The organism is Streptomyces sp. MB09-02B (assembly GCF_033794485.1).
GTDB lineage: Bacteria > Actinomycetota > Actinomycetes > Streptomycetales > Streptomycetaceae > Streptomyces.
The window spans coordinates 1-18,895 of sequence record NZ_JARGEE010000163.1; the positions used below are offsets into that span (position 1 = coordinate 1).

19 protein-coding genes and 3 pseudogenes are annotated in these 18,895 nt (G+C 72.0%); 8 read left to right on the forward strand and 14 right to left on the reverse strand.

Translation table 11 applies throughout. From position 1 onward, the window contains the following. From P1P70_RS22495 to P1P70_RS22535, 9 genes are all read right to left on the reverse strand, one after another. A partial coding sequence (locus P1P70_RS22495; protein ID WP_319240532.1) for a group III truncated hemoglobin occupies positions 1-411 on the reverse strand: 411 nt, incomplete at its 3' end. Beyond that, on the reverse strand, positions 408-1,613 hold the full coding sequence (locus tag P1P70_RS22500) for a globin domain-containing protein (protein ID WP_319240534.1): 1,206 nt from the start codon (positions 1,611-1,613) through the stop codon (positions 408-410). The genes P1P70_RS22495 and P1P70_RS22500, both read right to left, overlap by 4 nt. Positions 1,614-1,752: 139 nt before the next feature. Beyond that, positions 1,753-2,193: an Rrf2 family transcriptional regulator gene (locus P1P70_RS22505; RefSeq protein ID WP_319240536.1), complete on the reverse strand. Its 441-nt coding sequence runs from the start codon at positions 2,191-2,193 to the stop codon at positions 1,753-1,755. Positions 2,194-2,273: 80 nt separating this feature from the next. Beyond that, positions 2,274-3,266 carry a BtrH N-terminal domain-containing protein gene (locus tag P1P70_RS22510; protein ID WP_319240538.1) on the reverse strand — a complete coding sequence of 331 codons (993 nt, stop codon included), beginning with the start codon at positions 3,264-3,266 and terminating at the stop codon, positions 2,274-2,276. A gap of 94 nt (positions 3,267-3,360) precedes the next feature. Further along, positions 3,361-4,356, reverse strand: coding sequence for a hypothetical protein (locus P1P70_RS22515; RefSeq protein ID WP_319240540.1), 996 nt, complete (start codon positions 4,354-4,356; stop codon positions 3,361-3,363). After that, a complete protein-coding gene (locus tag P1P70_RS22520; protein ID WP_319240542.1) occupies positions 4,356-5,072 on the reverse strand; it encodes a nucleoside deaminase in 717 nt (238 codons plus the stop codon). Before P1P70_RS22520 ends, P1P70_RS22515 begins: the two co-directional genes overlap by 1 nt. Before the next feature lie 94 nt (positions 5,073-5,166). Beyond that, on the reverse strand, positions 5,167-6,033 hold the full coding sequence (locus tag P1P70_RS22525; RefSeq protein ID WP_319240544.1) for an SDR family oxidoreductase: 867 nt from the start codon (positions 6,031-6,033) through the stop codon (positions 5,167-5,169). A gap of 89 nt (positions 6,034-6,122) precedes the next feature. Beyond that, entirely contained in the window at positions 6,123-7,754 is a 1,632-nt protein-coding gene (locus P1P70_RS22530; protein ID WP_319240546.1) for an NAD(P)/FAD-dependent oxidoreductase, read from the reverse strand. Then, entirely contained in the window at positions 7,747-8,283 is a 537-nt protein-coding gene (locus P1P70_RS22535) for an SRPBCC family protein (RefSeq protein ID WP_319240548.1), read from the reverse strand. The genes P1P70_RS22530 and P1P70_RS22535 overlap by 8 nt, the downstream gene beginning before the upstream one ends. A 254-nt stretch (positions 8,284-8,537) precedes the next feature. Here P1P70_RS22535 and P1P70_RS22540 point away from each other — a divergent pair, with 254 nt between their 5' ends. From P1P70_RS22540 to P1P70_RS22550, 3 genes are all read left to right on the forward strand, one after another. Continuing rightward, on the forward strand, positions 8,538-9,431 hold the full coding sequence (locus tag P1P70_RS22540; protein ID WP_413471523.1) for an amidohydrolase family protein: 894 nt from the start codon (positions 8,538-8,540) through the stop codon (positions 9,429-9,431). Positions 9,432-9,496: 65 nt separating this feature from the next. After that, positions 9,497-9,802: a metalloregulator ArsR/SmtB family transcription factor gene (locus P1P70_RS22545; protein WP_319240551.1), complete on the forward strand. Its 306-nt coding sequence runs from the start codon at positions 9,497-9,499 to the stop codon at positions 9,800-9,802. Then, positions 9,799-10,191, forward strand: coding sequence for a VOC family protein (locus P1P70_RS22550; RefSeq protein WP_319240552.1), 393 nt, complete (start codon positions 9,799-9,801; stop codon positions 10,189-10,191). Before P1P70_RS22545 ends, P1P70_RS22550 begins: the two co-directional genes overlap by 4 nt. A gap of 26 nt (positions 10,192-10,217) precedes the next feature. Here P1P70_RS22550 and P1P70_RS22555 read toward each other — a convergent pair whose 3' ends face one another. Then, positions 10,218-10,436, reverse strand: coding sequence for a hypothetical protein (locus P1P70_RS22555; protein WP_319240554.1), 219 nt, complete (start codon positions 10,434-10,436; stop codon positions 10,218-10,220). Positions 10,437-10,801: 365 nt separating this feature from the next. Between P1P70_RS22555 and P1P70_RS22560 the strand changes: the two genes are divergently transcribed. Continuing rightward, the gene (locus P1P70_RS22560) at positions 10,802-12,325 is read left to right on the forward strand and encodes a glycoside hydrolase family 43 protein (protein WP_319240568.1); all 1,524 of its coding nucleotides are present in this window, start codon (positions 10,802-10,804) and stop codon (positions 12,323-12,325) included. Here P1P70_RS22560 and P1P70_RS22565 read toward each other — a convergent pair. Beyond that, entirely contained in the window at positions 12,304-12,792 is a 489-nt protein-coding gene (locus tag P1P70_RS22565) for an ABC transporter ATP-binding protein (protein ID WP_319240556.1), read from the reverse strand. The genes P1P70_RS22560 and P1P70_RS22565 overlap by 22 nt on opposite strands. On the opposite strand from P1P70_RS22565, the pseudogene P1P70_RS22570 reads away from it, so the two are divergent. Continuing rightward, a pseudogene (locus P1P70_RS22570) lies at positions 12,704-13,059 on the forward strand (alpha/beta hydrolase fold domain-containing protein); the annotation flags it as partial. The gene P1P70_RS22565 and the pseudogene P1P70_RS22570 overlap by 89 nt on opposite strands. Positions 13,060-13,131: 72 nt before the next feature. Here the strand turns inward: P1P70_RS22570 and P1P70_RS22575 are convergent. After that, a complete protein-coding gene (locus P1P70_RS22575) occupies positions 13,132-13,668 on the reverse strand; it encodes a hypothetical protein (RefSeq protein ID WP_319240558.1) in 537 nt (178 codons plus the stop codon). Between the two features lie 122 nt (positions 13,669-13,790). On the opposite strand from P1P70_RS22575, the gene P1P70_RS22580 reads away from it, so the two are divergent. Then, positions 13,791-14,993, forward strand: a complete 1,203-nt coding sequence (locus P1P70_RS22580) for a serine hydrolase domain-containing protein (RefSeq protein WP_319240560.1) — start codon at positions 13,791-13,793, stop codon at positions 14,991-14,993. Between the two features lie 49 nt (positions 14,994-15,042). Here the strand turns inward: P1P70_RS22580 and P1P70_RS22585 are convergent, their stop codons facing one another. Further along, on the reverse strand, positions 15,043-15,537 hold the full coding sequence (locus P1P70_RS22585; protein ID WP_319240562.1) for a MarR family winged helix-turn-helix transcriptional regulator: 495 nt from the start codon (positions 15,535-15,537) through the stop codon (positions 15,043-15,045). Between the two features lie 94 nt (positions 15,538-15,631). Further along, positions 15,632-16,175: pseudogene (locus P1P70_RS22590) on the reverse strand (ABC transporter substrate-binding protein); the annotation flags it as partial. On the opposite strand from P1P70_RS22590, the pseudogene P1P70_RS22595 reads away from it, so the two are divergent. Together P1P70_RS22595 and P1P70_RS22600 are read left to right on the forward strand one after the other, a co-directional pair. Then, a pseudogene (locus tag P1P70_RS22595) lies at positions 16,171-18,235 on the forward strand (family 78 glycoside hydrolase catalytic domain); the annotation flags it as partial. The pseudogenes P1P70_RS22590 and P1P70_RS22595 sit on opposite strands and share 5 nt — an antisense overlap. 315 nt (positions 18,236-18,550) lie before the next feature. Then, a partial coding sequence (locus tag P1P70_RS22600) for a LacI family DNA-binding transcriptional regulator (protein ID WP_319240566.1) occupies positions 18,551-18,895 on the forward strand: 345 nt, incomplete at its 3' end.

Genomic DNA, 18,895 nt, shown 5'->3' on the forward strand with positions numbered 1-18,895 from the left:
CCCGGGGGCCGGGCTGGGTGGGCCGTCGCCCGAGGTGTTGTGCAGCAGGGCGCGCGCCACGGCGTGCGCCTTGGCGATCGCGCGCTCGGACACCGATCCCGCGTGCCGTCGCCTCACCACCGCCGACCACAGCTCCAGCCAGCGGTCGAAGTGCTCGGCGCGCAGCGGGCTCTCGGCGTGCAGGGCGCGGTGCGCGCGGAGGGCGTTGCGGCGGTACACGCCCGGTGAGAGCAGGGCGCTCTCCCAGAAGTCGGCCATCACGGGCAGATGGGCGGCCAGATCGACACGTGCCACCTCCGTGAAGAACCGGCCGATGAGGGGATCGCCGAGGACCTCGTCGTAGAACGCGCCGACGAGTCGCTCCACGTCCCCGCGGTCGCGGATGTCAGGGAGGTCTCGCGTCCCGCTCACTTGACGAGCCAGAGGTCGGGGCCGAACACCTCGTAGTGGACGGCGGCCGGACGCAGCCCCTTGGCCAGCAACTCGCCCCGCACCGCGCGCATGAAGGGCAGCGGCCCGCAGAGATAGGCGGCGGTGTCGGGGCCGGGGGTGAGGTGGTCCAGCGCGGCGAGTCCGGTGAAGACGTTGGTGCCGGGGGAGCGGTGGGCGTCGTGCTCGTACCACAGGTGCAGCTCGGCATGGGGCAGCCGGCTGACGAGGTCCGCCTGCTCGTCGCGGTGCACGTGGTCGAGCGGGGAGCGGTCGGCGTGCACGACGGTGACGGGGCGCGTGGAGGAGGTGAGGGCGAGATGGTCGAGCATCGACAGCATCGGGGTGATGCCGATGCCGGCGGAGGCGAGGAGGAGCGGGGTGTCGCCCTCCGGCAGCACGAGGTCACCGGCGGGCAGTGAGACGTCCAGGACGTCGCCCACCTCGGCATGGGCGTGCAGCCAGGACGAGACCTCGCCGTCGGGGACGGTGCCGTCGGCGGCCCTCTCGCGCTTGACCGTGATGCGCCAGGTCTTGTGGTCGGGGGCCGTGGACAGGCTGTACTGGCGGATCTGCCGGGCCCCGTCGGGAAGTTCCACCCGGACACCGACGTACTGGCCGGGGCCGAACGCGGACGTCGGGCGTCCGTCGGGCCTGCGCAGGACCAGGGACACCGCGTCGGCGGACTCCTGGCGGCGCTCGGCGATCTCCATGGGGCGCCACACCTCGCCGTCCGCCACGCCGGCCTCGGTGTAGAGGCGGGCCTCGATCGCGATCAGGGCGTTGGCCATCAGCCAGTAGACCTCGTCCCACGCGGCACCGACCTCGGGGGTGACCGCGTCGCCGAGAACCTCACCGACCGCCGCGAGCAGGTGGCGTCCCACCAGCGGGTACTGGTCCGCGGTGACGCCGAGGGAGACGTGCTTGTGGGCGATGCGCGCGAGAACGGCGTCCGGGCGTTCGTCGGGCCGCTCGACCAGGAGCGTGGCGAAGGCCGCCACGGAACCGGCCAGGGCCTCGCGCTGGGCACCGGAAGCCTGGTTGGCGCGGTTGAACAGATGCCGCAGCAGCTCCGGACGTTCCTCGAACAGCCGCCGGTAGAACACTTCCGTGATCGTGGTCAGCGAGGCTCCCACCACGGGCAGCGTCGCACGTACGACGGGGGCCGACTGCGCGGACAGCATCAGACGCACTCCTGTACCGAGGGTTGACTCGGTGTCATGGGACTCGAGTTGCATGGGCATGCATGTGAATTGGTATGTGAGACTCGTATTTAAGGTCGCGGCTGCCGCTCGGCGGTCGCGATCCCGTGTCGCGGAACGGTCAGCCCGGGGGAGCGCCGAGTGCCAGCAGGACCGGCCCCGTCGGTGACGTCACCAGATCGGCCACGGTCACGCCGTTCAGCGAGGCGTAGAAGGCGTCCTGCGCCTGTCGCAGCGCTCGTCGCAGCCGACAGGCGCCCGCGAGCGGGCAAGGGGTGTCGCCCTCGCACACCACGGCTTCCCGGTCGCCCTCCAACGTCCTGACCAGATCACCTACTTGCGTGCTCCGCCCCGCCTCGGTGAGTGTCAGCCCGCCGTTGCGGCCGCGCCGCGCCTCGATCACCCCCAGGTGCTGCAACTGCGCGATGGCCTTCGCCATGTGCGTGTAGGGGACGGTCATGGAGTCGGCGATCTGTCGCGTGGTCAGCAACTCCTCGCCGTCCACGACGGCCAGGCGCATCACCGCCCGCAGTGCGAGATCCGTGTATCTGGTCAGCCTCACGGCAGCAGCGTAGCAATGTTGCATCGCAGATTCGTATTTAGGGGGCGTGCGGTGGGAGTGGCGTACGTCTCGTCGGCTGCCTACGGTTCCAGGCGGATCAGTTCCCGCATCGCCTCGCGCTCGACACGCGAGAGCTCGCCGAGCACCGTGCCCGCCTGTCGCAGGCACTCCTCCTCGCCCGACGCACCGGCCTTCTCGACCAGCGCCGCCACGTCCGTCCAGAGGGCGGCTGCCTCGGTGTACAGCGTGTGGCCCGCGCGCACATGGCCGCTGTCGAGCAGTTCGACGCACTCGGCGAGGAAGTCACGGTAGAGATTGCGGAACAGGGCGCCGCCGGTGCCGGCCTTCTCCATCAGCAGCGCGGCCTGCGGCAGATCCCGTCGCGGATCGTCGGTACGCCGCATCCAGGTCGGTACGAGCTTGCCGGCCTTCTCGATGCCCCGGTGCCCCAGGTTGGCGATGGGCGGGTGGAGGAGGGCGGCGGCGCAGGCGGTGATGGCCGGGACGATCCGGTCCACCAGCCCGAGCGGGCCACCGGAGGGGACGGTGAGCGTGAACGAGCGGTGCCTGGCGCTCATCGGGCCACGCGCGGCCCGGGCCTCGGCGAGGCTCGTCAGGCTGGTCGACACCGCTCCGCCCTGCTGGTCGGTGTCCACCAGGTGGGCGTCGCGGTCGTCGTAGCCGTACAGGGCGACGACATGACCGCCGAAGTGCACCTTCGACGAGAAGTACTCCAAGTGGTAGCTGTCGAGCTGGAGTCCGACCGGGTGGCCGGTGTCGAGGGGAGCCCTCACGTTCTCCCACGCCCGGCGGGGCGAGCCGGTCTCCTTGACTTCCAGTTCCAGGCCGAGCGCGGCGGCCAGGTTCCTGGTGAGTTCGAACGGCTTGACCCGCCCGCCGAGGAAGGGGAAGCCCATGTTCTTGCTGTCCCAGTAGATGAAGGACAGTCCGGAGCCGAGGCCGAAGAGCATGGGCTCGGACAGATCGAGCCCCTGGTGGCGCAGCAGCACCCCCAGGGCCGTCGTCTCGCAGTGCTGCGTGCCGCGAACGTCGATGCCTTCCACTGTCGTCATGCGGCCATCATGGTCGACGCCCGCACCACGGGAGGGCCCAACCGTCCTCCTGGCCGTGAGGTCGCCCCAGCGCCTCCGCTCGCGCACCTGTTCGCTACTCGGCCCGCCCGGACAGCCGCTCCACTTCGGAGGCGGCGTCGCGAGCCTCCCGTTCGGCCCGGGCCACGGCGTCAGCGGCTTTCTCGCGCTGTTTCTCCGCCTCCCGCTGGTGCCGCTCGGCCCGCTTGAGGTCCTCACGGGCCTGCCGCGCCCGCTGCTCGGCGGCCCGAGCCACCTCGCGCGCCCGACCGAGCCGCTCCCGCTTCTCCCGCTTCTCCCGGGCGAGCCGCTCCTTCTCCCGGGCGAGCTGTTCTTTTTCCTGGGCGGCCCGCTCGCGCTTCTCCCGGGTGGCCCGCTCCCGCTTTTCCTGGGCGAGCCGCTCCTGCTTCTCCCGGGTCAGTCGCTCTTGTTTCTGGCGGCGTCGTTCGGCGACCTCGTCCTGGGTGCGCCCCCGGGCGGCAGGAGGCTCGGGCGCCGATCCGGCGGGGCTGCGGCGGCGATCGGTCCGCACGGCCGTGAGGCTGGGAAAGTCCGACGGAGGGGTGAGGGCGCTCTCCAGCCGGCCGGTCGCCCATCGGTCGGCCGCGTCCTGGTCGGCGAGCACGGCCCGCAGGGTGGCCTCCACATCCCGCAGCACCGGGTCCGACAGCCGGTGCCCGGCTTCTGCGGCGAGCTCGGCGGCCCGCCGGGACATCGCGGAGACGATGCTTCGGCGCTGCTCGGACAACTCCCTGATTCCGCCGGAGTCCAGACTCTCGTAGGCGTCGCGCAAGGCCCGCCCCAGGTCCAGAAACGTCCGGCTCTCCTCCGGACGGGAGCGCTGCAGCAGGTTCGCCGCCCAGGCCGCGAGCGAGGGGCGGCGGGCGGCACGGATCCGCCGGGCGTCCGCCACGCGGCCGTCTCCTCTGGCCTCGCTCGCCAGGCCCTCGCGGCGGGAGACGAACGCGGGCGGGGGCGTGACGTAGAGCTCGTCGAGCGCCGTCTCCACGGCGTCGCCGCCGCTGTCACGGTCGCCGTCACCGTCTCGTCCACCGCCGCGCCGCGTGCTCATCAGGTTCGCCCGGGCCGGACCCCGACGGGGGTCGTGCCGGCCCCCGCTGTGTCGACCCGTGCTCTGTCGACCTCTGCCGTGTCGACGCCCTGGCGCAGATGGCGGGCCTCCCGGAAGAGGTGGTCGGTCCGGTCGGACAGGACGCCGCCGAGGAGCAGTTCGGGGGCGTAGAAGGACCGCGCGGCGGCGGCCACCTGCCGTGCGGACAGGGCGATCTGGATGATGTCGGTGCGGCGGATCTCGTCGATCGAGCTCGCCCAGACGACACGCCGTACATCCGCCCACGCCAGTGCGCTCATACACATCGAGCACGGCTCGCCCGTCGTGTACAGGGTGGTTTCGGCCCAGCCCCGGTTGCCCTGCCGCCGTACGTAGTCGTTCATGGCGACCACCTCGCCGTGCAGCAACGGGCTGTCCGCCCCCTCGTTGACCCCGCTCCCCAGTACCTCGCCGGTGCCGCTGTCGACGATCACCGCGCCGAACGGCCACTCGGGGTTCCGCCGTGCCTGCTCGATGGCCAGCTCCATGAATCGCTCGTGCTCGGAGAAGGTGCGGGTGTGCGTGTGGGTGTGGGTGCGCCTGAGGGTGCGGTTGCGGGGGTCGATCGGTCGGGCGTGGCTCTCCTGGAGCGAGGGCCCGGGAAGGGCGACGGGCGCCGCGGCTCCCGTCAGCACGACTCCCCACCTGCCGAGAAACTGCCGCCTGCCCGCATCCATACGTCTCTCCTCACGTCGCGTCGACGATTCCGGAGAGTATCGGTTCGGATCCCTTGTGTAGTCGAGGCGGGGTGGTGGCCCGGACGCCGTGCCGTCAGGACGTCGCGTCGGTGCGGCCCCCGGGGCCCAGGAGGCCCGTGGGACGGAGGGGAGCCTCGGCTTCGATACGGGGGAGGTTGCGGCGGGTCGTGCGGAGGACGAGAGGGGGGATCGCGGCCCGCGTCAGCTGGGTCAGGCGGATCCAGCGGGGGATGTAGACGGCGGTGCGGCGCTGTTCGACGGTGTGCGCAAGGCGGGCGGCGACGGTCTCGACGGACTGGACGTGCCGGGCCGGAGGCGGCATGTGAACCCGCAGTTCCCGCATGGCCGGGTACCCCTCGGCGTCGCGGATCAGTTCGGTGTCGGTCCAGCCGAGGTAGGCGATGCCCACGGCGACCCCGTGGTGTGCCGTCTCGGCGCGCAGGGCGTGGATGAACGCCTCGGCCCCGGACTTGGAGGCGCAGTACGCGCTCATCATGGGCGCGGCGCCGATGGAGGCCAGGGAGGCGATCTGCAGGTGGTAGCCGGCGGTCCGTACCAGGTCCGGCAGGAACGTCCGGGCCGTCTGCGCGCTGCCGATCAGGTTGACGTCGATCACCCGGCGCCAGGTGGCGGGGTCGGACCGGGCGAAGGGGCCGCCTTCGGCGATGCCCGCGTTGGCCACGACGACCGAGGGCGGGCCGAGGTGCCCGCGGATGCTCGCCGCGGCCTCGTCGAGGGCCTCCGGGTCGGCGACATCGACCTGGAGGGCCAGCGTCGTGCCGGGGAGGGCCGCGGCGGTGGCCCGCAGCGCCGCTCCGTCGTGGTCGAGGAGGGCCAGGCGGGCGCCCCGCCGGGCGAGCTGGTGGGCCAGCGCCGCTCCGATGCCGCGTGCCGCCCCGGTCACCACGACGGTGCGGTCCTCGAGTGGGCTGTTCTTCACGGGGCCCTCCCTTTTCTCTTCCTCGTGCGGGTTCGTCCCTCGTGCACGGCGCCGTGGGCTTCCACGGACGCGGCTGGGTGGGGCGTCGGTCAGCGGGTCGGGCCGGGTTTTCGTCCGGTGCGGTCCCGGTGGGCGAGGACGCGCTGGGCGCGGGTCAGGCCGGGCAGCCGGTGCCGGCGCAGCGCGGCGCGGGCGGCGTTGGCGCCCGGGGCGCCGTGGACCCCGCCGCCCGGGTGGGCGGAGGCGGAGGCGAGGTAGAGACCGTCCACGGGGGTCTCGGGGCGGCCGGTGCCGGGGGAAGGGCGGAAGACGAGCTGCTGGTGCAGGGCCGCGGTGCCGCCGTTGAGGGCGCCGCCGTACAGGTTGCGGTCCAGGGACTGGAGGGTGGGCGGGGCCAGCACCCGCCGGGCGCGGACGCGGGAGCGGAAACCGGGCGCGAACCGCTCGACCTGGCGTTCGACGCGATCGGCCATCAGCTCCTGCTCCGTACGGCTCCACGCGCCGGTCAGGCCCTCGTCGCCCGCGTCGGACTTGATGACGTGCGGCACGTGGGTGTAGGCCCAGGCGGCTTCGGTGCCCCGGGCCGAGCGGGAGGGGTCCGCGGTCGTCATCTGTCCGAACAGGGCGAAGGGTCGGTCGGGTACCTGGCCCATGGCGATCTGGGCGGCGCAGCGGGTGAGCTCGTCGACCCCGTCGGCCAGGTGGACCGTGCCGGCCCCCGCCGCCGCCTCGGCCCGCCAGGGCACGGGCCCGTCACAGGCCCAGTCGACCTTGAACGTGGCGAAGTCCCACTGGAAGCGCCTGAGGTCGGCCAGTACCTGGGAGGGGAGGTGTTCCGGGCCGACGAGTTCGCCGTAGAGGGCCGGCGCGGACACGTCCGCGAGGACGGCGTTGCGGGCGCTCACCGTCTCGCCCTCGGCGGTGCGCACTCCGGCGGCCCGTCCCTCGCGTACCAGGACCTCCCGGACGCGCTGCCCGCAGCGCACGCTGCCGCCGCGCGCCCGCAGCCGGCCGACGAGGGCCGCCGTCAGGGCTCCGGCGCCGCCGGCCGGCACCGGGAATCCGTACGTCTGTCCGAGCATGCACAGCAGCCAGCCGTAGCCGCCGCTGCCCGCGGCCTCCGGCGCGAGGTCGGCGTGCTGGGCGTTCCCGGCCAGCAGGAGCTTGCCGCCCTCCCCGTGGAACTCCTCGTCGCCCATGCGGCGCACCGGGGTCGCCAGGGTGCGGGCCATCCGCAGGCCTCCGGCCGCCCTCAGCCTGACGGCGAGGCGGGCCGTGGCGCGCAGTGGCGGGAAGGGGGTGAACAGGGCGTCCACGATGTCGGGGCCGAGGTGCTCCCAGGTGGCGTGCAGGCGTTTCCAGGCGTCCCCGTCGCCCGGGTGGAAGGCGTCGAGGGAGGCGGCGGTGACGTCGATGTCGCGGGAGAGCACCGCGCACCTGTCGTCGGTGAGGGGATGCGCCAGGACGTGCGGGGCGTGGCTCCAGCGCAGGCCGTGCTCGTGGAGACGTAGACGCGCGAGGACCGGTGACGCGGCGGCGAGGGGATAGAAGGAGCTGAAGAGGTCGTTGACGAAGTCGGGGTCGACCTCCCGGTCGTGACGCACCGCGCCGCCTGGCTCCGGCTGTTCCTCCAGGACTTCGACGCTCCATCCGGCATCGGCCAGCAGATTCGCCGCCACCAGCCCGTTGGGGCCGGCCCCGATGACGACGGCGTCAGGCATGGCCGTCCGCGCCACCGTGTGCCGCCGCCCCGCGCAGTCCGCGCGCCCTCGCGGGCCGCTGCGTCCCGGCCTCGTCCGGGGCCTCCCGCTCGGGCGCGGCCTCGCTCTCGCAGAGCCGGGCCAGCCGGGCGAGCATCGTGCGGTGCCGCAGTTGGAGCAGCGCCTCCACGCCCACGTTGTGGAGCTTTCCGCCCACTCCCTGCAAGGGGTGCTCGTCCGCGATCACCAGGCAGTACGGCCCCCAGGGGCGCAGCTCCAGGGAGATCCGCGCCGTCCCCAGCACACCTGCCCGGGCCTCCAGGCCCAATTCGGTGCCCTCCTCGCAGAAGCGGACGACCGTCTCGTTGCCGAGCCGCACGGGCCCCACCCGGATCTCGTAGGCGATCGCCGATCCGACCTGCGGCCACCGCCCCCGCACCGGCTCGGAGTCCGAGGTCCCCACCACCCATTCCGCGTACCGGCTGCCGTCCGCGAGGACGTCCCACACTGCCCGCGGGCTCACCTTGATCAGACGATGCCGTACCGCCATCCCGCACCTCCAGCCCCGTCGCGCCTCGGTCGAGGGCCGAGTGCCCGGCCCGGGCGGAACCACACCAAAACCGGCACGGCGCCGACTTCTCGGACGTCCGCATCCACGACGACGGTGGGGCGAGGGCCGTCCGAAGCTCTACCGGACCTTCCGGGATTCATCGGACTCGAGCTCGAGGTCGAGTGAGGGATGTCGCACGGATCCCCTGGGCGAGGGGTGGACCCGCCGACGCGACGGAGCCGATCATGGGCGCCATGAGTGACATGCCCGTGGGGGAGGAAGCCGCCGAGGTCCGCCGTTTCTGGGAGGCGCTGGCGCTGCCCGGGCTCGTCGACGTCCACACGCACTTCATGCCCGAGCGTGTCCTGCGCAAGGTGTGGGAGTACTTCGACGGGCTCGGACCGCTGACCGGTGGGATGGAGTGGCCGATCACCTATCGGCACGAGGAGGCCGAACGGACCGCCCTGCTGAGGGAGTTCGGGGTGCGGGCCTTCACGGCGATGCTGTACCCGCACAAGCCGGGCATGGCCCGGTGGCTGAACGGCTGGGCGGCGGACTTCGCCGGCCGCACCCCCGACTGTCTGCACACCGCGACTCTCTTTCCCGAGCCGGGCGCCGAGGCGTACGTCCGGGAGGCCGTCGAGGCTGGGGCCCGCGTGTTCAAGGCGCATGTGCAGGTGGGTGCGTACGATCCCGCCGACGAACTCCTCGATCCCGTCTGGGGGCTGCTGGCCGAGGCCGGGGTTCCCGTGGTGATCCACTGTGGTTCCGGACCCGCCCCGGGCAGACACACCGGCCCCGGGCCCGTCGCCCGGGTGCTGGCGCGGCACCCCCGGCTGCGGCTGGTCGTCGCCCACATGGGGATGCCCGAGTACGAGGAGTTCTTCGGTCTCGCCGAGCGGTACGGGGAGGTGCGGCTGGACACCACGATGGCGTTCACCGACTTCAGCGAGGGGTTCATGCCCTTCCCCCGCCGGGCCCTGCCCCGGCTGGCGGCCCTCGGTGACCGTGTCCTCCTCGGCTCCGACTTCCCCAACCTCCCCTATCCGTACGTGCACCAGCTCCACGCTCTGGAGCGGCTGGACCTCGGTGAGGACTGGCTGCGGGCGGTGTGCCACGACAACGCGGCGAAGCTGTTCGCGCTGTAGGGCGGCAGGGCCGTGCATGAGCCCACCACTTGATAGGCAAGTGACGACTTGCCTATGCTGAGGGCGTGGCCGACGACCTGTACAAAGCCCTGGCCGACCCCACGCGCCGGGTCATCCTCGACGAGCTCACCGAGAAGTCCGGGCAGACCCTGTTCGAGATCTGTTCCCGGCTGACCATGAAGCACCAGCTTGGGATCTCGCGTCAGGCGGTCTCCCAGCACCTCGCCGTGCTGGAGTCCGCGGGGCTCGTCGAGACCCGGAGGGAGGGCCGCTACAAGTTCCACGACCTCAACACGGCACCACTGCGGCGGATAGCCGAGCGGTGGCACATGACCGACACCCGCGGACCGCAGCAGGAGAGCACCCCATGAAGATCCATCTGACCAGCGTCTTCGTCGACGACCAGGCCAAGGCCGAGCACTTCTACACCGAGATCCTGGGCTTCGTGAAGAAGCACGACGTCCCGGTGGGCGAGAAGGACCGGTGGCTGACCGTCGTCTCGCCCGACGAGCCGCACGGCACCGAACTCCTCCTGGAACCCGCCGGTCATCCGGCCGCCAGGACCTACCGGGACGCCCTCGTCGAGGACGGCATCCCGCTGGCCCAGTTCGCCGTCGACGACGTGCGCGCGGAGTACGAGCGCCTGCGCGGCCTCGGTGTGCGCTTCGTCCAGGAACCCGTGGAGATGGGGCCCGTCACCACCGCCGTGTTCGACGACACCTGCGGCAACCTGATCCAGATCGCGACGGAGCCGCAGTAGGGGCCGACGGTCTCCCCCGACCGGGCTCAGGCGAGTGAACCGGTCACCGTGCCGCCCGACTTGGTGACGTGGTACGTCGCCCTGGCACCGCTCCAGAAGTGGAAGGTGAGCGTCGCGCTGCGGGCGGCCGGTGAACCGGCCGGGGGAACGGGGGAATCGGCGGCCCGCGAGGTCGCGGGCACCAGCGGGAGCAGTACGAGCGCCAGGAGGAGTGCCGTCAGTCCGCTTGTGGGTCTTCTTGTCATCACGTGCACCTTCTGGAGTGGGGGTGTGCGACGCGTGGGATCGGCCCGAGGCCGAGAGACACCACGGAGAAAGAAACTTTCTCTCTTGGCGGCGGAGAAATTAACATGAGGACGCTACGGAGGCCACAGTCGCGGCGACGAGAGACGCCAGAACGAACCGGCCAAAACCAGCGGACGGACGGGCGACCTTGGTGGACAACACGGCCGACGGGCGGCGGACAGCGACGACAGACCCCTGACTGCCGGCACCGCCCCGCCCCGGAAGGCGGCTGGCGAGGCCATTGACCGTCGGCACGCACGGTAACTAGCCTGCTGGGGAAACTTTCTACAACTAGGTACGAGACTTTCGTGACTCGAAAGGACCCCTGAGGGTGACCAGCGTGTCCGAGACGGACCACACCGTCAGCAATCCGGTGATCCCCGGCTTCTACCCCGACCCTTCCGTCTGCCGGGCGGGCGACGACTACTACCTCGCCTGCTCCAGCTTCGAGTACTTCCCGGGCGTCCCCCTCTTCCACAGCCGGGACCTGGTGCACTGGACCCAGATCGGCAACGCCCTCGACCGCCCGAGCCAACTGCGGCTGCCGCCGGACACGGCCTCTTCCGGCGGGATCTACGCGCCCACCCTGCGCCACCACGACGGCCGTTTCTGGCTGATCGTCACCAACGTCAGCGGCGACGGCAACCTGCTGTTCACCGCCACCGACCCGGCCGGACCCTGGTCCGACCCGATCCGGCTGCCCGGGGTGCACGGCATCGACCCCGACATCGCCTGGGACGACGACGGCACCTGCTGGTGCACCACCGCCGGAGTCGGACAGATCGGCCTCGATCCCCACACCGGGGAGACGTCCGGCACCCGTCGGCAGCTGTGGTCCGGGGCGCCCGGCGCCAAGGCACCCGAAGCACCGCACCTCTACCACATCGGCGACCACTGGTACCTGCTCATCGCCGAGGGCGGCACCGAGCGGGGCCACGGCGTCTCGATCGCCCGGGGCACCGCGCCCACCGGCCCGTTCGAGCCGTGCCCGGCCAACCCGATCCTCAGCCACCGCGGCACGGACCACCCCATCCAGAACACCGGCCACGCCGACCTCGTGCAGGGACCCGACGGGTCGTGGTGGATGGTGCTGCTCGGTGTCCGCCCGGGCGGGGGCACCCCCGGCTGGCACGTACTCGGCCGCGAGACCTACCTGGTGCCGGTCGAATGGGTCGACGGCTGGCCCGTCGTCGGTGAACTGTCGACCACGCTGCCCGCACCGCCCTGGCCCCTCCACCCGCCCGCCGTCGCGCCCGAGCGCCGGGACGACTTCGACGCCGCCGAACTGGCGCCGCACTGGATCTCGCTGCGCCGCCGTCCCCAGGAGGACTGCACCACCAAGGAACGGCCCGGCTCGCTGACCCTGCGGGCCCGTGGCGAGTCGCTCGACGACGCCGACGTGACGTTCGTGGGGCGACGCCAGCAACACCCGTCGTGCCGGGTGCGCACCCTGGTGGACGTGACGGAGGAGCAGGGGAGCGGCGGCCTCGCCGTACGCCTCGACGAACTGCACCACTACTCGGTCGAGACGAGCGCCGGACAGGTGCGGGTGCGCGCCCGCATCGGCCCGCTGAGCACGCTCGTGGCGTCCCGGCCGGTACCCCAGGGACCCGTGGTGCTCCGCGCCGAGACGGCCCCCACGCCTATGAACGACGCGAGGACCGGCCCCGACCTCGTCTCGCTCGGCTTCGAGGAACCGGACGGCACCTACGTCGAACTCGCCTCGCTGGACGGCCGATACCTGTCCACGGAGGTCGCCGGAGGCTTCACCGGCCGGGTGTTCGGCATGTTCGCCTCCGCGTCCTCCGCGCACTTCGACTGGTTCGACTACGAGCCGCTGGAGAGCTGAAGCGACCGCTGCTCCCGGCGCTGCCGTTGCAGGTCGGGGTCGGGCACGGGTGCGGCCGCCACCAGACGGCGGGTGTACTCGTGCCGGGGCCGGTCGCACACGTCGACGCTGTTTCCCTCCTCCACGATGCGTCCGTGCTGCAGGACCAGGGTGCGGTCCGCGAATTCCTTGACGACGGCGAGGTCGTGCGTGATGAACAGATACGCACAGCCGAGCGTCGACTGGAGCTCGGCGAGGAGTTCCAGCGCCGCCGCCTGCGTCGTGACGTCGAGGGCGCTGGTCGGCTCGTCGCAGATGATCAGCTTCGGCTTGCGGGCTACCGCCCGGGCGATGGCGATGCGCTGGCGCTGACCCCCGCTGAACTGCGCCGGATATCGGTCCGCCCACCAGATGGCCGGGCTCGGCGTCTGGGACCGCACCGCCAACGAGACCGGCTGGAACGCCCTGTTGGGCGAGGTGCGCGGCACCGACGACGTCTCTCCCTACGCCGCTCCCGCCCTGCGGTCGACCTCTCGGACCTCCCTCCTGCCTTCATCGACGTCGGGTCCGCCGAGACCTTCCGGGACGAGGACGTCACCTATGCCTCCAGGATCTGGCAGGCGGGGGGACGCGCCGAACTGCACGTGTGGCCGGGCGGTTTCCACGGCTTCGACGGCCTGGTGCCGCAGGCCACGCTCTCGGTCGACGCCCGGGAGGCCCGACTGCGTTGGCTGCGACGGCTCCTGGGGGAGTGACTCCGCCGGTCGACCTGCCGTCGACCTGCCGTCGGCCTGCCGTCGACCGGCGGGCGCGTCGGCGAGGGTGGGTCAGGAGCGCGGCAGATGAAGTGACATCCGCGTCTGCCCGACCTCGACCTCGACATCGTCGGCGAAGGCGCCGGCCGCCGCCACGCCACCGAGGAGCGCGGTGACGAGTGCAGCGGCAGCCAGAAGTGTCCGACGGCTCTGCCACAGCTGTCCGTTCCGATGCGGACGGCTCTGCCACAGTTGTCCGTTCCGCTGCGGACGGCTCCGCCACAGCCGTCCGTTCCGGGGTGGACGCCGCGGCGTGGTCTCGGCGGGCGGCGGCCCGCACGCGATGGTCACGCGTGCGTCCAGCCAGGCCTCCGCCTCGTCCGCCCGCACCCCGCACGCCGCCAGGAACGCCGCGACCAACTCCTCGCGGGGCAGGCGGTCCCTGCCGAGCATGGTCGCCGCCGTGGAGTAGGGCAGGGTGTGACCCGCTTGCACCGCCCGGCGTTCCAACTGGCGGTAGCTGAGGCCCGACCACGCCTTGAGGCGGCGGAGCGCCGCGACGAAGGCGACCGCGTCGGTGTCCGGCGGTGTGGGTGGTGCTGTGGTCATCGTGGTTCCCCCTGTTTGACCTGGACGTACACGGGCTCGCACAAGCTCGAACACCATCATGGCTTGAGAAGCGGCGGAAGCGACGGTCAACCTCGGGACGGATTCCCGATGTTGGAGGCCATATGGGTACGACCGCTCCTCACAGCCACAGCCACAGCCACAGTCACCGCCACGGCCCCGGCCGCCGCACGGCCATCGGCACCGCCTTCGCCGCTCTGCTGGCGCTCGGCGGGTGCGCCGAGGAGCCCGGTGCCGAGCAGTCGGCGGCGCGCTCCCCGAAGGCCCGGCACAGCGAAGGGGAGTCGGTCGCCGACTTCCTCCGCCGTACGCTGCCCGCCGGGCCCGGTGGCTCCGTGGTCGCCGCCCGCGGTGACCGGCTCGTGCACTGCGGCGGTTTCGGGGCGGCGGACCGCGCCGCCGGCACTCCCGCGAGCTGCCGGACGGTGTACGACGTCATGTCGATCACCAAGCAGTTCACCGCGGCCGCGATCGTGAAACTGGAGGTGCTGGGTCGGCTCCGGATGAGCGATCCGATCAGCCGGTTCCTCGGACGCGGTCGGGCGGTGCCGGTGGACAAGCGTGACATCACCGTCGAGCACCTGCTCACGCACACCTCGGGTCTGGTCGAGGGCCTGGGCGACGACTACGACCCCGTGTCGCGGGAGGAGTTGGTGCGCGGGGCCCTGTCGTCGCGACCGCGTGCCGCCCCGGGCAAGGAGTTCCACTACTCCAACACCGGTTACAGCCTGCTCGCGGCAATCGTCGAGGAGGCGTCCGGGGAGACGTACGAACGGTTCCTGGCCCGGCACCTGTTCGAGCCCGCCGGGATGGAACACACCGGCTACGTGCTGCCCCGGTGGCCCCGCCACCTGGTCGCGGTGGAGTACGACAGCCGGGGGCGCGCCCGGGGCAGGCCCTTCGACCACCCCTGGGCCGCCGACGGACCGTACTGGAACCTGCGCGGCAACGGCGGCATGCTCTCCACCGCCCACGACATGTTCCGCTGGCACCGCGCGCTCCTGGGGAACGAGATCCTGCCGGCGCGGGCCAGGGACAAGCTCTTCGAACCTCGCACCCCGGAGCCCGGATCGGGGAGCTCGTACGGATACGGCTGGAGCCTGCGCGACACCCCGGACGGCCGGCTCGCCTGGCACGACGGCGGCAACGACTGGTCCCTGGGGCTCCTGAGCCGGTCCCTGGGCGACGGCGTCATGGTGTTCTGGATCAGCAACCACGCCTACCGCGAGGGGAGATGGAACCTGGAGGACCATGCGGAGGCGCTGACACTCGGCATCGCGGACCGCGTCCGCGCGGAGGGCGACTGACGCGGCTCGTGCGAGGTGCGCCAGTCGCCCTCCGCGCGGCTCGCGGGGCTCAGGGCAGTCGGGGCAGTACGTCCCTGGCCGTGTGGCTGAGGATGCGGAGATCCTCCGCGAACCGGGCGCGATCCGCCTCCGGGAGCGGGCTCAGGAAGTATTTCCTGATGTTCTCGACGTGGACCAGCGCGGCGCGCACCGTCGTCTCCTCGCCCAGTGGGGTCAGCCGTACCAGCTTTCCGCGCCGGTCGGCGGGCGACTCCGCCCGGGTCACCAGCCCCGCCGCCTCCATGCGGTCCACCAGCCGGGTGGCGCCGCCGGTGGTGAGGACCTGCTCCTGTGCGACGGCCCGCATGGACAGGCCCGGCTCACCGGCTCGTCCGAGGATCAGCAACACCTCGAACATCAGATGGCTGATACCGCACTCGACTTCGAGTGCCCGCCCGAGGATGTACTCCAGCCGGTTGGCCGCGCCCTGCAGCCGCCCGAACGCGAGGACGAGCTCGTGGTCGGCGGCCTCTTTGGCCGTGCTGATGTCTGCCTGCTCGCTCACGGCCGCGCCGCCCCTCTTCCGTTCCCGACTGCCACCGTACCGATCATGTCGCCGTGACGGGGAGGCCGGCCGGGGCGGGCCCGCGCCGTCGTCGCTACGTCCCCGGGTGCAGTCCCAGCCAGCCGGGCGTGGGGTCTCCCTGGACCTCGCCGAAGTACAGCGCGAAGGTCTGCTTCCAGCGCTCGACCGCGGCACGGTCGGCCATGAAGCGGGGGAAGCCGTCCACATGGGCGTTCGGGTACTCCCAGATCGGCTTCGGACCGGCCGGGGGCTTGACGTCGCTGCGGACGGACCAGCCGTTGAAGGAGCCGTTCTGCATCTCCTTCGACAGCTGCCAGTTCAGGAAGAGCTTGGCGGCCGTGGAGTTCTTCGCGTCCTTCAGCGCGGCGGTGCGCTGGCCCCAGGCCATGAAGGGGTGACCGTCCTCGATGGCGAAGGTCACGGGGGTGGAGCCGACGGCGGAACCCGCCGTCCCGACGCCGATCACCTTCTGCTTGCCGAAGACGGCCGAAGACGGCCTCCCCCGGGGTGTTGCTGCCGCGGCCGAACCGCACGTCCTGCGCGGCGAACCGGGCCACCCAGTCCCAACCGTAGGTCTTCGCGTACAGCGCGTAGAGGTACAGGACCACCGAGTGGTCGGACGTGGAACGCGTCCCCTTCGAGGACAGGTACCCGGACGTGCGGCTGGTCGCCTACCCCGGGGAGCGCGCGCTTCGTGGACCGCTGGGACCAGCGGCCGTGCTCCGTCACCGTCGCCACCGGAGTGACCGGACAGGACGACAGCACCAACGGCCGCGGCCGCGTCGTCGTGGACCCCGCCCGTACGGTGACCGACCCCGCGAGGGCGGCCACCGCCGAGGTCACCCTCTCCGCCGGCGAGACCGCCGTCTTCGACCTGGGACAGAACATGGTCGGCGTGGCCCGCTACGGGGTGCGCGGACCGGCCGGTGCCCGGGTCGAGTTCAGGTTCGGCGAGATGCTCAACGACGCCGGCGCCGGCGCGGACGGCCCCGAGGGCTCGCTCTACCGGGCCAACCTGCGTAGCGCCGAGGCCACCAGCATCTACGTCCTCAAGGGCGCCCCGAAGGGGGAGACCCATCAGGACACGCTGACCTTCTACGGCTTCCGCCATGTCTCCGTCACGGCGTCGGAGACCGTCACGATCACCCGGCTGACGGGCAAGGTCGCCACCTCCGCCCTCCGCGAGACCGGGACCGTCACGACGAACGATCCCGTCGTCAACCAGCTGGCGAGCAACATCCGTTGGGGACATCGCGGCAACTACTTCTGGGTGCCCACCGACTGCCCCCAGCGCGACGAACGCCTCGGCTGGACCGGCGACACCCAGGTCTTCGCCACCACCGGTCTCTACAACGCCGACGCCGGAGTCTTCCTCAGCCACTTCCAGGACACCGTCGTCGACTCCCAGACCATCTACGGGGCGGACAAGGCGCAGTACACCGGCGTCGCCCCCGGCGGACGCTACAACTTCCCCGGGGGCGGCAGCGGGTGGGCGGACTGCGGGATCGTCCAGCCCTGGACCCTGTGGCAGATGACCGGCGACACCACCGTCGTGGACGGCAACTGGCCCTCGATGACGCGCTACCTGGACTGGATCCGGCAGCAGACCGGTGACACCTACGCCGGACAGGGTTCCCTCGCCGGGGACTGGCTGGCCCCGCAGAAGACCAGCGCCCAGCTGATGAGCGACGTGTACTACGGCTACTCCGTCCGGCTCATGGCCAGTATGGCCCGCGCGACCGGCCGGACGTCCGAGGGCGAGGAGTACGAGGCGCTCTTCGGGAACATCAGGCGGGCGTTCCTCGCCAAGTACCTGGACACCGACGGCGGCCGCGTCACCGTCAGATCCAGCCTGGGCGAGGCCTCCCCGATCGAACCCGGCTCCGACCCGAACCAGAGGACCGAGGACAACAGCCAGAGCGCGCTGCTGTGGGTGCTCAAGCTCGGCTTCTACGAGACCGAGGCCCAACGCCGAGCCCTCGTCGGCCACTTGGCGGACAACATCGGCAACGACGCCGCCTACAGGGCCGCCCACCCGGACAGCATCCGCGTCCGCCACGCCGAGAACACGCTGTCCGTCGGCTTCCTCGGCGTCAACGTCCTCGCCCCCGTCCTCACCGACGAGGGTCGCGCCGACCTGGCGTACGCGTTGCTGTACCAGGACGCGCTGCCGTCCTGGCTCTTCTCGGTGCGCAACGGCGCCACCACGGTCTGGGAGCGCTGGGACTCCTACTCCGGGCAGGCCGGGTTCGGCCCGGTCGGCATGAACTCCTTCAACCACTACGCCTACGGCGCGATCATGGAGTGGATGTACGGCTACATGGCCGGCATCGCCCCCGACCCGGACGGCCCCGGCTTCAGGCGCTTCCTCCTCCGGCCCCATCTCGACCCCACCGGGCGGATCACCAGGGTCTCGGGCGTGTACGAGTCGCCGTACGGCGAGATCCGCTGTGCCTGGGAGGTCCAGGACGAGGGCCGCACCCTGGCGTACGAGGTGGTCGTGCCCGCGAACAGCGAGGCCACCCTGCGCCTCCCGGCCGCCTCGGCGGACGCCGTCCGTGAGGGCCGCACCCCGCTGGCCCGGGTGGACGGCGTGCGGTTCCTCGGCCATGCGGACGGAGTGTCCTCGTACCACCTCCCGTCGGGCCGGTACCGGCTCACCACAGACCTGCGCTGAGGGGCGGAGGAAGGAGGCCCGGCACCACGCACCACGGTGCCGGGCCTCCTGTCGGCGTGCCTCGCCGACGACGGTGACGGCGCCTGACGTAGGTCAGCCGCGGACGACGGCGACGGCGCCCGACGCGGGCAGCCGCACCGTGCCGGAACGCGTCCGGGCGGCATCCGGCGCGAGGAAAATCGTCCCGGCTCTTGACGCGCTCCCCCTTCGTCCACGTAGATATGACCGCGCGGTCAATGATCGCGCGGTCATACGGTTGACCTCGTTCGCTGTTCCGAACAGGTCCGTGTCCGCCGGGAGAGTCGATGACACGTGGTGGCTCGCGGTGCTGCGTCCGCCGCACCGCGCAGCGCGGACCTGGCCCGACTCGCCGGTGTCTCGCGCAAGACGGTGTCGCGGGTCCTCGACGACGAGACGTACGTCTCCGGCGAGGCCCGCAGGCGCGTCCTCGAAGCAGCGGAGGAACTCGGCTACCGGCTCAACCACGCGGCCCGCGCCCTGCCCTCCGGCCGGAACCGGCCCATCGGGGTCGTGACCCTCGGGACGGCCGGACACGGAACCGCCTCGCTCCTCGTCGGCATCGAACGGGCCGTGCGCGACGCCGGTTACGCGCTGCGCGTGGTCAGCACGGTGGACGGCCGATCCTGGGCGCGGCGGTGC